At 40.5% G+C, this 15,989-nt stretch carries 13 protein-coding genes and 1 tRNA gene; all 14 read right to left on the reverse strand.

From position 1 onward, the window contains the following. Position 1: 1 nt before the first annotated feature. Entirely contained in the window at positions 2-835 is an 834-nt protein-coding gene (locus C1721_RS02225) for an MMPL family transporter (RefSeq protein WP_102406785.1), read from the reverse strand. Then, the gene (locus tag C1721_RS02230) at positions 832-1,197 is read right to left on the reverse strand and encodes an ApeI family dehydratase (RefSeq protein WP_102406787.1); all 366 of its coding nucleotides are present in this window, start codon (positions 1,195-1,197) and stop codon (positions 832-834) included. Before C1721_RS02230 ends, C1721_RS02225 begins: the two co-directional genes overlap by 4 nt. A 44-nt stretch (positions 1,198-1,241) precedes the next feature. Then, a complete protein-coding gene (locus C1721_RS02235; protein ID WP_102406789.1) occupies positions 1,242-1,661 on the reverse strand; it encodes a hotdog family protein in 420 nt (139 codons plus the stop codon). Next, positions 1,658-1,906, reverse strand: a complete 249-nt coding sequence (locus C1721_RS02240) for an acyl carrier protein (protein WP_102406791.1) — start codon at positions 1,904-1,906, stop codon at positions 1,658-1,660. Before C1721_RS02240 ends, C1721_RS02235 begins: the two co-directional genes overlap by 4 nt. Positions 1,907-1,935: 29 nt before the next feature. Further along, a complete protein-coding gene (locus C1721_RS02245; RefSeq protein WP_102409197.1) occupies positions 1,936-3,156 on the reverse strand; it encodes a beta-ketoacyl-[acyl-carrier-protein] synthase family protein in 1,221 nt (406 codons plus the stop codon). 13 nt (positions 3,157-3,169) lie between these two features. Continuing rightward, entirely contained in the window at positions 3,170-4,303 is a 1,134-nt protein-coding gene (locus tag C1721_RS02250) for an N-acetyltransferase (protein WP_102406793.1), read from the reverse strand. A 27-nt stretch (positions 4,304-4,330) separates the two neighbouring features. Further along, positions 4,331-5,200 carry a helix-turn-helix domain-containing protein gene (locus C1721_RS02255; RefSeq protein WP_234347255.1) on the reverse strand — a complete coding sequence of 290 codons (870 nt, stop codon included), beginning with the start codon at positions 5,198-5,200 and terminating at the stop codon, positions 4,331-4,333. A 315-nt stretch (positions 5,201-5,515) separates the two neighbouring features. Then, a tRNA-Thr gene (locus tag C1721_RS02260) sits at positions 5,516-5,588 on the reverse strand. A 38-nt stretch (positions 5,589-5,626) separates the two neighbouring features. Next, positions 5,627-6,088: a hypothetical protein gene (locus C1721_RS02265; RefSeq protein ID WP_102406798.1), complete on the reverse strand. Its 462-nt coding sequence runs from the start codon at positions 6,086-6,088 to the stop codon at positions 5,627-5,629. Between the two features lie 59 nt (positions 6,089-6,147). Further along, a complete protein-coding gene (locus C1721_RS02270) occupies positions 6,148-7,119 on the reverse strand; it encodes a DUF6340 family protein (RefSeq protein WP_234347258.1) in 972 nt (323 codons plus the stop codon). 77 nt (positions 7,120-7,196) lie between these two features. Beyond that, complete coding sequence (locus tag C1721_RS02275; protein WP_102409198.1) at positions 7,197-8,048, reverse strand: sugar phosphate isomerase/epimerase family protein; 852 nt, start codon at positions 8,046-8,048, stop codon at positions 7,197-7,199. Positions 8,049-8,065: 17 nt separating this feature from the next. Continuing rightward, on the reverse strand, positions 8,066-10,054 hold the full coding sequence (locus C1721_RS02280; RefSeq protein ID WP_102406802.1) for a tetratricopeptide repeat-containing sensor histidine kinase: 1,989 nt from the start codon (positions 10,052-10,054) through the stop codon (positions 8,066-8,068). Positions 10,055-10,088: 34 nt separating this feature from the next. After that, positions 10,089-12,710, reverse strand: a complete 2,622-nt coding sequence (locus C1721_RS02285) for a valine--tRNA ligase (RefSeq protein ID WP_102409199.1) — start codon at positions 12,708-12,710, stop codon at positions 10,089-10,091. Positions 12,711-13,030: 320 nt separating this feature from the next. Then, positions 13,031-15,889: a DUF6383 domain-containing protein gene (locus C1721_RS02290; RefSeq protein ID WP_102406804.1), complete on the reverse strand. Its 2,859-nt coding sequence runs from the start codon at positions 15,887-15,889 to the stop codon at positions 13,031-13,033. Between the last annotated feature and the right edge of the window lie 100 nt (positions 15,890-15,989).

Here is a 15,989-nt window from a genome sequence, read left to right on the forward strand (position 1 = left end):
CTTATTCTGTTTTTTTATTCATCAACCTGTACATCGCCGGTTGCACTACATACGAAAGGACAATCGCCGAAACCAGTCCTACTAATGTAGAGAAGCCTACGGACTTAATAGCCGGATGTCCGGCAAACAACATCGAACTAACGGTGACTATCAATATGACCGCACTGAAAAAGATGGCCGTTTTGTGATAACCCAACAGGTGCTCATCTTTGCCGCTTTCAGTAAGTCCGCTCATCACGAAGATACTGTAATCCACACCGATACCAAAGATGAAGGTCGAGATGATAATGTTGACAAGATTAAACCTTACGCCGAAGATTGCCATAGTCCCCAGGACAATCAACCAGCTCAATAATATCGGCAGGAAGCCAAGCAGTGCGTACCGCAGATTGAAACGGAAGCTGAACAGCAATACCACAAACACAAAGAGCATAGACACCCATTGCAGCACATTGAAATCCTCATTCATCCCATTCAGCGTATCGATAGTATAATAATAGGTATCGAGCACTAGTAAATTAGGCGATTGCGCTATGGCATCACAGATACGGTGATAGTCGCTTTCCTTACTGCGCACTGTATCGTTAGCACAACGCACGGAGGTGAAGCAAAGGTACTCACCATTATAAGACTGCTCCATCAGAGTAGATTGATAACCTTCCGGAATAATATTTGCCTCATAAAGAGCATCTGGGCAATAATTTGCCGTGGCATAGTCGAAGAATGGTTCGAAGGCTTCGGGACGCAGTTGGGCTTTAGGTGCTGTTTCGTTAATCAAACGACGGATTCGTTGCAAACGTTCTCCTGTCCAGAAACGAATGCAAAGTGCTGTCATACGGTCATCTCTCCTTTATATTCCATATATGTTTTTTCAGCATCAATGATACGTGCCGTTACCGCATACCCCTGTTCAAGAGATTGCAGGTTAATGATAACGTCCAGTTCAGGACAGACCACAGGTGTAACAACTGCCGTTAACCGGCATTGGCGGATAGTACTTATACGCAATTCCTTGCCCGTCAACTGTTCGGCGCACTCCTTGATAGTTTGTATATTGCAAGCACCGGGACTAACCGGATCTCCGGGAAAATGACCGATATAGACATCGCATTCTTTCCTCAAAGCAATATGAAATCTGCTGCTCAATCCTTCGTGATGCATACTGATTAGTTTGTAGTAATTATTTTCAAGTTTCATGATTCCAATGTTACATATATAGTAAAGTTCATTCCGGATTCCTGTTATGGACGGATATATATCTTCATCTGCGTTTCTGCCATAAGTTTACCTTGAACACGACTTTCTCCATTGATAGACGTCACGCCACCAACTTCTGCACCTATAATAATAGTCGTGACCAGCTCATCTCCCACCCGTGGACGATGGTAGCAGCAGAACTTCCTGATCTCGCCGATATAACCCACAGGAGGTTCTGTTGCTCCTTTCTCGACTGCCATATATCCGGCAAAAGCCGATGCTGACTGGGCGATGTGCTCTATCAACCCGGACTCTTCCAACTTTCCATCCTCACCAATAAAGTAATTATCGGCACGAACAGTGAGGCTGGTCAGGGACTTGCTACTGTCCGCTTCCAGCAACTTGTCTACCATCAGGATTGGGTCGCGCTGAGGAATCAGCTTTTTAATATCCTCGTTTTTCATTCATTCGGAAGATGCGACTCGATGTAGTCATAAAGATTGTTGAAGGTCTGAATGCTGCGCAATTCTTCTACGGGAATCTTTATCTTGTATGTTTGTTGTACAAGCGCTACCAGGTCCACAAGGCTCAGACTATCCAGATTGAGCGTTTCCTTTACGTTCGCCTCTGGGGTAAAAGTGGCTGCATCTACTTCAAATTCTTCTGCTAACAGATCGTTTACTTGTGTTACAATTTCTTCTCGTGTCATAATCTTTTTTCCTTTTAGTTGTTAATTACTTATAAGTTCTTTACTATTAAAGTTGAGTTTGTACCTCCGAATCCGAACGAGTTGGAGAGGAACATGTCGAAATGAGTTTCCTGGCGTTCCGGCACGACATTGATGCAAGCCGTCTCCTCGTCAGGATTCTCGAAATTGAGGTTTCCCGCAATAAAATCGTTTTTCATCATCAGCATCGAATAGATGATTTCACTGGCACCTGCCATCCACATCTCATGCCCCGTCTGGCTCTTGGTGGAGGTAACGGGTACGTTTCTATCGCCGAAGATACGGGCAATGGCCTGCGCTTCGCGGATATCACCGATGTGCGTAGAAGTAGCGTGTGCATTGATATATTCAATTTGGCTGGACGTAATACCACCGTTTTTCAGACAGAGTTCTAACGAACGGACGGGCCCTTCCACATTAGGCGTGGAGATGTGGTCACCGTTGCTAGAGAAACCCCAACTGACAATTTCACCTAGTATAGGAGCACCACGCCGCACAGCATGTTCATAACTCTCCAGAATCACTGTCGCTGCACCACCACCCGGAACCAGTCCGTCACGATCGCGATCAAACGGGCGGCTAGCCCGTGCAGGGTCGTCTTCGCGGACAGAAAACGACTGGATACCGTCGAATGCCGCCACACTGTACATGTTTGCCTCCTGCGCACCACCGCACACCACACATTCCTGTAATCCATTACGTATCAACAGGCTCGCCAATCCGATGGACTGTGAGCCGGAGGCACAGGCTGCCGATGCCGTCAGATTGATACCCCGCAGCCGGAACAAGCAGGCGAGGTTCATCGTCACAGTAGAGTTCATCGACTGGAAGATAGCACCACTGCCGCAGGCCGCCGTATCCTGAAACTCGCGGAATTTATCGAGTGCATGCATCGTAGCTTCTGCCACTGAATCGTTGCCGTAAATGATGCCCACTTCATGCTTTTCTATGTAATCCAAATCCAATTGGGCATTCTCAAGGGCTTGTCGTGTAGCCATATAGGCATACTGTGCTTCTTCGGGCATAAATTGCCGCATATTCCGAGGTATGAACGGTTTCAAATCCGGAAGAGCAACATCTGCACACAAAGCTGAACGAAATCCCGCCTGCTTGCGTTCCGGGTTGAAAACAATGCCGCTTTTACCCGTATAGAGTGAATCACGCACCTCATCCAAAGAAGTGCCCAGGCATGACCAGATACCCATACCGGTTATTACTACTCTGTTTTTCATATTGTCCTGTTTTTTATAATTTTTTCTTGTAACATCTTCTCCGGTTGGCAATTGTCGGATTCAACGGTTTCCACTGAGATAACTCGCGTACGTTGTCCTCCAATTGCGGGCCTGTCTCTGCCCACTTAATACCGCACTTGTTATAGACGGGTATCAGGTCGTCAAAGAACAGTGCATTCACACCCAAACCTTGATAGTCGGGATGGACAGCATTCAACAGCAACTCAGCCTTATCTTCTCGCTTCCAAGTCAAAGCGCGGAGCAAGTAGAACCAGCCGAAAGGCAGTAACCGACCTTTCGACTTCCGCAAGGCATGCGAAAGACTGTTCATGGTGATTGCCACTCCCACAATCTCGCCTTTCTCGTTCTCGATAATGGGAATCATGCGCTTGTCTATTAACGGCAGGTAGCGGTCCAAGTAAAGGTCTATCTGCTTTTCCGATAACTCCGTATAGCCGAAAAGGGGCGCATAGGCAAGGTTAATCAGATCGAATACTTTTTTTCCATACCCGGCAGATATATCTTTGCCGGTCAGCTTTCGGGTATGCAGTCCGAACATTTCTTTTGAAAGCCGTGCCACACGTGCATATTTGGCAGGCACTTCACGTGGCACATCGAAACACATCTGCACCCAGTCTACATCTTTCTCGTAGCCCAAAGCTTCCATGTGTCGTGGATAATAAGGAGGATTGTATATCGTGATCATCGACCCCATCCTGTCATAATCTTCAATAAGCATGCCCTCTTTGTCGAAATCGAAAATGCCCATCGGTCCTTGAATATGACTCATGTTCTGTTCTTTCCCCCATTGTTCTACAGCCTCTAACAAGGCGGCAGACACTTCCATATTGTCAATGAATTCGATAAATCCGAACCGCACATTTTTGGTTCCCCATTTTTCATTGGCACGGCGGTTAATAATACCGGCAATACGGCCAACCGGTTTCCCTGCATCATCATAAGCAATAAAAGGTTGTACAACGGAACACTCCAGTCCTGCATTTTTGTGAGGATTGAATGTATCGCGTACGTCCATCTCCAAATCAGGAACATAGTATGGGCAGTCAGCATATATGGATTCTGCCAATTTCACGAAATCGTCCATTTCGCGCTTCATCGTGACACGTTTTATACTAATTTTTTTCATATGAAGTAAAATTCATTGTTCTGTATATCATCCTCTCCCTATCTGTCTTCTGAACTCCGTTGGCGACATCCCCAAATGTGTCCTGACATACTTCCCGAAAAAGGAGATATTGGGAAACAGGAGATAATCGGCCACCTCTTTGATAGACTTGTTCGAAAAAGAAAGTTGACGTTTGACATCTTCTATGACAAATTCGTTGATCCATTCAAAAGCCGTCTTGCCACTAACTTTCTTCACAGTACTTGAGAGGTATTTAGGTGTAATACACAACTGCTCGGCATAGTATGACACCGAACGTTCTTTCGGTTCGCTCTTGGAGAGCAGTTCGATGAATCTCTTGAACAAGATGTCACCTTGAGAAATTTGTATGTTATTGTTTATTATTTCCGTATTCCCCAACTTCGCCAAGAGGTCATAGAGAAGAGCACTGACGAGGGAATACATTGCTTCCTTATTATATACCTGTTGAGGAAATTTTATGTGATGTACCAGTAATTGACAATAATACTTAAACAAGCATAAACCCTCTTCTCCGATATTCAAAACCGGATTCTGACTGATATTGAAATAATGGTTCCAGATATTCCTATTGGTATAAAGGATACTCTGTACGATATGAGGAGACATACACAGAATTATAGCATCGAAATCGGGACTTATCATATAGTCGTTGATGACAGTGCTAGGATCGCAGTATAGTACTTCACAGGGATGTATCACCACTGTTTTGGACATGATCCTCACCTGAAGTTTTCCCTGTGTACAAATCACGAACGAGAAAACATTTAATGCTTGAGATTTACTCACAAACCAATATCCCGGTATGTTTTGGATGTTGTTGATGATGATAATGTCACCATCCATATAATCCGCTTGCATGGTTTCCTTTATATTCATAATGAATACCTGGTCCCTCTTTTCTTCTCCCCTCATCATGTCTCCCTGGTCTAAAATTGACGTAAAAATAGGAATAAGATACTGTAAATGAGTGTTCTATTTTTCTCACATAGCGTTTTATTTTTCTCCCAGGGAGTCATACATGGACAAATAGACCCATCTTACCAACTTTTAGAACAGGCGGTTTTTACTTTTACTATAGAAACATCTTGACAGAAATGAGTTGTTGAATGTACAAATCAAACAAACCATGAAAAACACAGAAAAGTCCATAAAAAAAGCAGCTATCTAAAAAGACAACTGCTTTCTTTTGAGAGCCGAAAGCCGGACTCGAACCGGCGACCTACGCATTACGAATGCGTTGCTCTACCAACTGAGCTATTTCGGCAAAGCTCTTTTTTTATTTCGCGCACAAAGGTAAAAAGTCTATTTCACATCTGAAAGAAGATTTGCTAAAAATTCATCCAAATCTGCATCTAAATCCTTTAATAAAGGATCATCCAAACGCAACATATCATCATCAAGAAATAACAATTCATCTATTACAACAAAATCTTCATCTGTCAAACTGATAGACAGAGGTTTCATAAAACGTAGATGATTAAAAGCATCCTTTGTAGACAATATAGACAATACCGCCTTTACAGAAGCTGCTACGCGTTCATTAAAGATATTCTCTTCTTCGGTATTATTTACCCAATCGAAAATAATTGTCTTTTCTATCAATTGTTCTTCCTCATCATATATTTGCAACTCACCACTTTCCTGATCAGCTTGCACATATAGATCACTTATAAAATTTCCCGATTCATCTTTCGCGAGCTTCCCGATTGCCGAAGTAAAAGCAACCTCTATAACCGATTGTACCTTTGCACTATTTACATTCATTTTCTTATCCTTTATTCGAATATTCCGCCAAAAGTAATAATAATTCAGATAATATCCGGTTATTCTTCTCCAAATTGCATATTTAGTTTTTGATCCGAACGAATACGATTCATTAAGGTTTCTACATATAGCTCTAAAAGCTTCGTATTATTATCTTCACCTTTTATATTCTTTTTGAACAAATCATAAGATAGAGAGGCCCATTCATAAGCTTTCTTTAAATCACCTTCCATCTCGTAACACAAAGCCAAATTAGAAGCTGATTTCGCTTTTTTCTTCCAATTACTCGTACCATTATAAATTGCAGACCAACGTTCGGAAGCCAACGTCCATTTTTCTCCGGCCGTGGCAACCGCCGCTTCTTTCCAACGGGAATCCATACCACTATAATACCATCTGGATTCATTAACCCAATGAGGTACAAAATTCACATATACTTTTGCACCTATATAATCACCGGCAGTACATAGTGCGGAATTTGCATCGGGCAAAATGTATTTTAACATGCCAGGATCATCTGCACTCTCATTCCAAAAGATACTGTCGCTCATATATACCGTTGCCAAAGGATTAGACCTTCCTGGCAAATAACAACGAACAACTCCTGCTATATCCACTTTTATATTCCCCATTACATAACCTTCCGGGAAAGTAAAAACATCCTTTTCCATCTCGAACAGTAAGCGATCAAGCGATATCACAGCTTCTGTTCCGGTTTCTTCACAAAGAGAAGTTACTTGCTCCGGAGTCAGTTTTACATCTGAAAGATACTCTTTATCTTCCCGTACTGCATCATGATAAAGAAGGACGTCATTAAAATAGTCAGCGTCGACTATTGACTTTCCTAATGAGCGGCAAGCATAAAACAAAGCACTATCAGCTACAGCCACACAGGTATCTTGCTTTACTCCCATCAATGTATATTCATATCCACTGTCGGCTGGTTGAGGCACAGCATTATTTACAATCAATACTTTACCCACACTTTCAGGGAATGTCACCTCCGAAGGGTTATATGTTTCAATCGTCATATAGCTTATTGGGCTACAGGCTGAAAGTAAACAGGAAATCAATAAACAAAACGTACTACTTCTCATCTTATATAATATCACGATAAATCACACACAGCTTTAAAATATCCTATCGATTCGGCAATACCAAGAAAAGGGTCTGCCATATCTTTTTCATATTCCAAACTACACATTCCTGTATAGTTAACCTCCCGCATCATTTGTACTAATGCATTAAAGTCTATCTTTCCACGTCCTATTTCTATACCGACACCAGCTTTCGAAGCATCCGTCACATCCTTTATATGCATATCAAATACACGGGTATGATATCTTTTTAAATCCGCAACAGGATCACAACCATTCCGCAAATCATGCCCGATATCCAAACACATTCCAATACGGGAATCCAGGTCTTTCGTATGTTCCCATACATCGGTAGCATCAGGATAAGTCTTTATATCGGGACCATGTAAATGGATAGCATAGTGGAAATCATATTCCTTCACTTTTTTATCCACATAAGGAAGCAGTACATAATCGGGAACACCAACAAGCAGTTTTACCCCCACCCGTTTAGCATAATCGAAAGCCTTATCAATTTCAGCCTCGCTCTTCATATAAATAGGACCTACAGCATAACCTTCTACTTTATGAAGAGCGCATTTTTCGTGAAAAGCTTTTATTTGTTCATCGGTACTATTCAGAGGTAAATGAAAATCTTTAATACAAAGATAGTGTATGTCAAGCTTTTCCATCGTTTTTAACGCCACATCCAAATCAAAATTAACAAATGTATAGCCCGCCATACCCAAACGAAATGGATTTGCAACTCTTGATTGCATTGGCATTCTCCCATTAGAGATTTTAGCATTCAACACGGGAGCCGCGCCCAAAAGCAACATGCCGGCCAATCCTTGTTTAAAAAATTTTCTTCTTGAATATTTCATGATCAGATCTTTATACATTAATACTTCTCTAAAGGGAATATCACTTTAAATGTAGAGCCTATTCCAACTTCCGACATAACTTCTATATGTCCGTGCATTTTTTCAACCAAAGCCTTGGTGATAGACAATCCCAGCCCTACCCCTTTTGTCCATTCCGTCAATTTAACAAAACGACTGAATATATTCGCTAACTGATCTTCAGGAATACCCTCGCCGGTATCTTCCACAGAAAATATCACTTCTCCTTCTTTCACTTCATAGCCAAAGTAAATATACCCTTTTTCCGTATGCTTAATAGCATTTGTCAACAAATTAGTAAGAATCTGAATCAATCTATTCCTATCTGTATAAAATACCAAAGGAGGACAGTCTCCCAAACGTAATTCAACCCCCTCCGGCATACGTAATAAAATCATATTATAAATATCTTTTACTAAGGCTCTCATATCCTGTTCCGCAAACACAAATGTTATGGCATCTGACTCTATTTTCGATATATCCAAGACATCCTCCACCAGCCTTTGTAACAAATCATTATTACTCTGAATTATAGAAGAAAGTTCATGTCTTACATTCGCATCCTCTTCATCCGCTATAATCTGAGAGAAACCAACAATAGCATTTAATGGCGTTCGTATTTCATGATTCATATTCGCAAGAAAGGCGGATTTCAAACGGTCAGCCTTTTCTGCTTTTTCTTTTGCCACTTTTAATTGTAATCCATGACGATGGCGGGAATAAGCTATATAAACGAGCAAACAACAAATCAAAACCATAAATATAAGTCCGCTTCCCATCAACAGCCGTTGTGAATGAAACGTAGATGCTTCCAATTCCATTTGTTTTGTTTTAAGCTCCAACTCATCCACATCATGTTGAGCTTTTAATTTCGCCAGATTTTCATAAAATACAGCTTTGCGCACAGAATCTTTTCTCTCATACAACGTACGAAAAAGAGCGGCAGCCTCCATTCCTCTATTGGATTTATAGTAAAGATCGGCCTTTGTATAAAGCAGCTCAAGTACAGTATCAATCATCTTCATATTTTCATAATGAGCTGCCAACCTGTCTGCCATATCTATAGCTAAATCATATTTGCCTATCAACTCATAATAAAGTAGTTTCAATTGTTCGATGATTCTTTCTTCACTTACCAGATTTCTTTCCCGCATAATAGCCTCAGCTTTACTTAGGTGAGTATGCGCCAAAGTCGAATCTTTTAATCTTATGGCTATATAAGCATACGATTGATGATAAAAATATTCGAGAAGGTACAGAGGTTTTTCCGAATCAAGGTATTCAATCCCTTTCTTTTTATAGTCTTCAATATACCCATTAATTTTATCCAGATAATAAATTTGTTTCTGGATATCTATATTGTTTCTTAATAACTGACGGATAATATTAATTCGCTTTATCAAAGGTATATTTCTCCGTTCCATGCTATGAAGAACCTCCTCATAAAGCTCTACTCCTTCATCACTCAATCCCTCTCCTAAATAATAATCGGCCAAAGCCTGATTAGCCATATCCTCGCCATCCGGGAAATTATGTTTCTTTGCAAATGCCTTTAAATCATTCACCGCAGGAATAACTTTTTCTTTTTGGCCATCTCGGGTATAAGCATAGATATTCCATCCTCTCATGCGGCATATTTCTTCTATCCGGTTTTCCGATAATAGAAGAGGCTCAGCCTCATACATGAATATGCGCATGCTATCTGCATTTTTCGCATAGTAATACATAGCCGAAAGGAAATAGGCACTTCCCTTATAGTAAGGATTATGTTGCCGGTCAGCTTCTTCCAGCAATAAGTTTGAGTAAATTATACAGGTGTTGTTTCGAAGGTTTTGATAGGTTAAATCATATAGGCTCTTAAGTCTACAACTATCGGGAAGTTGTTTGAGTACCATAATAAGGCTGTCTACATCAGCACGTTCTTGTGCTGATGTAGACAGCCTCTGTGTCATTAATAAAAAAAGAATTGGAATTAAAACATACTTCATTCGATTATGGTATTTCTATTATAAACCGATTCATCTATATTCGCAAAGCTGCTATACTTTCTTCAATAGATTTAATCTTACTTTCCGCATCGGCTTGCTTCTTTCTCTCCATATCAATCACGTTAGCCGGAGCCTTATTCACAAAACTTTCATTACCAAGTTTTTTCATAACAGAAGCCAGAAAGCCCTGTTGGTATTTCAACTCTTCCTGAAGTTTCGCCAATTCCTCTTCAACATTAATCATATTTCCCAAAGGTATTGCATATTCGGTGGTACGAACCAAAAAAGATATCGCGCCGGCCGCTTTATCATCCGCTTTTTGTATGGCTGATAAATTACACATCTTAGCAATAACCGGATTAAACGTATCCTGATGTTCGCCCAAGACTTGCAAACTCAAAGTTTCCTTATTAGGAATACTCTTTTGCAAACGAATAGTACGGATACCACTTATTATTTCTTTCACAACGTCAAAAGCTTCCAGATAAGAGTTATCAACAGGTAATACTTCCGGCATTTGTGCAATCATAATGCTTTCATGCTCTTTACGGGGTTCTAATGCTTGCCATAACTCCTCTGTAATAAAAGGCATAAAGGGATGGAGCAAACGAAGCAAGGAATCAAAGAAACCTAATGTTGATAAATAGGTAGACTTATCAACAGGTTGTTGATAACCCGGTTTTACCATCTCCAGATACCAGGAAGAAAACTCATCCCAGAATAATTTATAAACAGCCATCATTGCCTCACTCAGACGATATTTGCCAAAAGAATCATCTACTTCGGCTATCGTTTTATCTAACTGCATCTTAAACCATTTCACAGCAATAGCTGATGCTTCCGGCTGCTCTATCGTTTCGTCAACAGTCCATCCTTTCACCAAACGGAAGGCATTCCATATCTTATTATTAAAATTACGCCCCTGTTCACATAAGGCTTCATCAAAAGGAATATCATTACCTGCCGGTGCTGCCAGCATCAATCCCATACGAACACCATCGGCCCCATACTGTTCAATCAGATTCAACGGATCAGGAGAGTTTCCTAGCGACTTGGACATCTTACGTCCCAATTTGTCGCGGACAATACCTGTAAAATAGACATTCTTGAATGGCATTGTGTTACGGTATTCATATCCGGCCATAATCATACGTGCCACCCAGAAAAAGATAATATCAGGTCCTGTAACCAGATCAGTGGTTGGATAGTAGTAATTAATTTCCTCATTATCCGGATTATTGATACCGTCAAACAATGAAATCGGCCACAACCAGGAAGAGAACCAGGTATCTAATACATCTTCATCCTGGCGCAAATCGGCCATTGTCAAATTCAGATTACCTGTCTTTTCTTTAGCCAATGCCAATGCCTTTTCCTCCGTTTCTGCAACAACATAGCCACCTTCCGGTAAGAAATAGGCAGGAATACGATGCCCCCACCAAAGTTGACGGCTGATACACCAGTCCTTAATATTCTCCATCCAGTGACGGTATGTATTCTTAAACTTCGGAGGATAGAACTTAATATCGTCCTTCATTACCGGTTCTAATGCTATCTGCGCCAAATGTTCCATTTTCAGAAACCATTGCATAGACAGCTTCGGTTCAATAGCAACATTTGTACGTTCGGAAAAGCCTACTTTATTCTCATAAGCTTCAACCTTTTCCAGAAGATCGGCATTACGCAAATCTTTTTCTATTTGTTCGCGGACGTCAAAACGGTCCATACCAACATACAGACCGGCAGCTTCGCTAATAGTACCATTATCATTAAAAATATCAATAGAAGGCAAATTATATTTCTCGCCTAACATATAGTCGTTTACGTCATGAGCAGGGGTTACTTTCAGGCAACCTGTACCAAACTCAATATCCACATAATCATCCTCTATCACCGGAATCTCACGGTTTACCAACGGAACGATCACCTTCTTGCCTTTCAAATGCCGGTTCTTTGGATCATTCGGGTTAATACACATGGCAGTATCACCCATGATTGTTTCCGGGCGGGTTGTTGCAACAATAGCATAGCCGTCTTCGCCCACAATTTTATAACGGAGATAGAATAATTTACTATGTTCTTCCTTATAGATAACTTCTTCGTCGGAAAGAGCCGTAAGAGCCTTAGGGTCCCAGTTTACCATACGGACACCTCTGTAGATAAGACCTTTGTTATACAAATCCACAAATACTTTAAGTACACTTTCGGAACGCTTTTCGTCCATTGTAAAAGCAGTACGGTCCCAATCACAAGAAGCCCCCAGCTTACGAAGCTGTTTCAGAATAATGCCGCCATGTTCTTCCTTCCATTCCCAGGCATGTTTAAGGAAGTCTTCCCGTGTAAGGTCTGTCTTTTTTATACCTCTCTGAGCCAGTCTGTTTACAACCTTCGCTTCCGTAGCAATGGAAGCATGGTCAGTACCCGGTACCCAGCAAGCATTCTTTCCCATCATACGGGCACGGCGAACCAGAATATCCTGAATGGTATTGTTAAGCATGTGTCCCATATGCAATACTCCGGTGACGTTGGGAGGCGGAATAACGATTGTGTATGGCTCGCGACCATCCGGTTTAGACTTAAAATAACCATTATCCAACCAATACTGATACCACTTCCCTTCAACCTCTGCGGGATTGTATTTACTTGCAATTTCCATGTTTGTATACTTTATATTCACAATCATTCCTCGCCTTCATGGGCAAAAATTCTAGGCAAAAATACAAAAAATAATGCAGATTATTAGCTTAGCAACCTTTTCCTATCATTGTAAAGAACAAAAAAGCCCTTCCGTTTAATTCGGAAGGGCTAATCTTGTATCTGCATTCACTCTTCACAGAGATACCGGCAGAAGAACTTATTTTTATTACTTTAGTATTAATCCGTCATTTGTTCACCCTCACGGGCTACTGAAAGGTCCTCCCGAAGGAGAACCTTTGCATGACGCATATTATTTGATTCTTTAATTTTTTATTTTTCTTAATCAACTACAGTCTTAACAACTTCGCTGCCAACCTTAACGATAACTACGCCAGAAGTAGCAGGAATTGTTTCAGCATCAGAAGTAGCGATTACTGTAGTGTTATGACCAACAACGTCTGATACGATGATAGTCTTACCGGCTGCACCGTATACGGTTACGTTACCTTCACCAGCAACTACGCTGATAGTGTTAGCTTCGATAGCACCGTTTGATGTAGGAGTTTCTGCAACTTCTGTTGTGAACGGAAGGGCATCGTCTACATTAGCAACAACCAATACACCATTCTTCTGAGCCAAATAGCTGTTAGAAGCAGGGTTATAAATCTTATATTGACCTTCTGTTTTAGTATTAGCAAACAAGAACTGAGCCTTAGGAGCATATTTCTCATCGCTACCAACTTTCAGGCTATCTACGCCGTTCAAACCAAATTGCTTTCCTGCTACGAATGATACTTTGCCATCTTTAATAGACAAGTAATTAGCAATACCGGCTTCAACATCTTCTGCATCTACACCTTGAGTAGTACGGATATAATATGTAGGTTTAGCAACATCTGTCATGATAGCTGTATCAACATACATCTTCAAATCATCTTCTGAATAAGAATCAGCCTTCAAATCGCTTGTACTCTTCAACAAAGCAGCACCTTTAGCTCCGATTGTGATAGCCAATGAATTATTGGCAGCAGAACGGATAACCATATGGGCAGGTTTGTCTTTTGTTACATTTACGAAATCAGGCAGGTCTGGGAATTCTACAGAGAATGAACCTGTCAACAATGAACCTAATTTATCTGTAAACAATTTACCTTCAGTACCACCGGCAGTAGCAACCAAAGAGTCTGCGCCAAGAACACCTGATTCAAATGTTAAAGCATCATTTGTAGTTTCTCCTTTACCTTTTAATACAACTAACTGATATTTATTAGCAACAGAAGTAGCACGCAATAATACAGCAACTGTATCACGATATGCAATATCATTAGCAACATACTGTTTTGTACGGTTTGTCAGCTTCAAATTACCTGCAGCATCAATACCTAAAACGCGGTCACCCAAGAATTCTTTCAAGATATAAGACTGACGTTTTAAATTATCACCATAAGTAGCTTCACCTGCATTAGCTTTTGCAAGTTTAAATGATACAGCATTTTCGCCCTTTGCAGCATACAGAATAGAATCTTTGTCTTTCAAATATACAGGAACATCATCACCAAATGAAGTGTTAAAGTTCAAAGCAACAGAAGAAGTTCCTAACTCAACATCAGTAAAGTGTTTGTAACCTACATATTCGTCAGTTGTACCAACTTCAATAAATTTGAAAGTATTCTTGTCATCAGCAGAAGTCTTATAACCTGCATCACCAGCTTCATAAACAGCCTGGCCATTCAAGAATTTCATATCGTCAAACTCACGGTTATAGATTATATAATTACCGGAAGCCAACTTTTTAACAGCCCATTGAGTAGAAGGTACTAATGGAGAAGCAGAAGCAGAATAACCAACACCAGGTGCATTCTGACCTTTAACGAATGTTACTACATAAAATTTGTCCTTATTGTTACCACCAGTATACTGGATAAAATATTTCTTAGTTGCATCCAAACCTGTAAACTTAGTTCCTTGAGGGAATTCAATTAAAGGAAGAGATTCAGCTTCTGTACCCCCCAATGTAGTTACAATCTTAGCACCTGTATTATCTGTTGAAGTATTTACAAGAACAGGTTGTGTTCCTCTCTTATAAATATAATCCTCATGGCCTTTATCATCTGCATCATAAGTTACAGAAGCATTGCTACCAATAACAAGCGAGTCACCAGCAATTCTATTTTTATATACTTTAAACGTAAACAAATAAGTAGAAATATTACGTCCTTCTGCAGCAATTGTATCAGAACCTGCTGTAAGTTGAGCCTTTTCATTAGTTACATTTGTCAATGTATCTAAAACAAACTTATAACCAGATTGTGCACTCCAAGTTGAACCTCCGTTAGGAGTATAATGCAATGTATCTGTTACAACAAACAAGGTGTCATTTGCCTTACCAGTCCAATTGCCATTAGGAAGGCCTGTTGCTCCTATTACACGTAGCATAACAGAATCACTAGGAGTAAAAGTCGTTGTTCCCGCAGTCCATTTATTATTAGCCACATTAGTACCTGTAGCCTGTACTCCACTTACAGGAATAGCTTCCAGCTTATTAGCAGTAAACACATTACCAGCAACATCCGTACCGAATGCTAATTTAAAATAACCGCCATTATTTGAATTCAAATCTTTAGCAGTTAATATAACCTCTGTAGCAGCATCTACAATCATCCATTTTGTAGCTGCAACATTGTCAGTTTTATCATTAAACTTTCCGTCCTTTGATAAAATTACAGTACCTGCAGGAATACCTTTCACGTCTGCACTCAAAGTATCCAGTCTCATTGAGCTACCATTAGTGATATAACCACCATCTGTACCTTTCCAAGCCCATTTAGAGATACCATCGGCAATCATGCCTGTACCCTCTTTTGCAAAACTCAACTTAGCATTTGTAGCCTTGTTTACAAATGAAAATACAGAATCTGTTTCTACAGACAGGTCAACCTGCCACATAGCAGAATCCAATGCTGATGCATTTTGGAAATCACCCTTTACAGGAGACATCAAATAAAGACTATCCTTACCGTCGCGAGTTGTAGCTCCCAAATAAGAATTCACGTTAGCGTCTTTAATCTGAATGTGATAATAATTCACAGTGGGCTTAATAGCAGTTGCATGTCCGCCCGTAGGAGCATACTGCGCATTTGCTGATAATCCACCGGCTACCAGAGCGATAGCCAAAAGAGTAGAGAATCTCTTGTTCATAATTCTAAAATTAATATTAATACTAGTGTTTAATTAAAAGCTCTATAAATCAATAATTTATTCCTCAATCAGGACCTTTAAAATGACTAACGAAAACGTT

Origin of the sequence: Parabacteroides bouchesdurhonensis (genome assembly GCF_900186615.1) — a bacterium.
In the GTDB taxonomy this organism is placed as follows: domain Bacteria; phylum Bacteroidota; class Bacteroidia; order Bacteroidales; family Tannerellaceae; genus Parabacteroides; species Parabacteroides bouchesdurhonensis.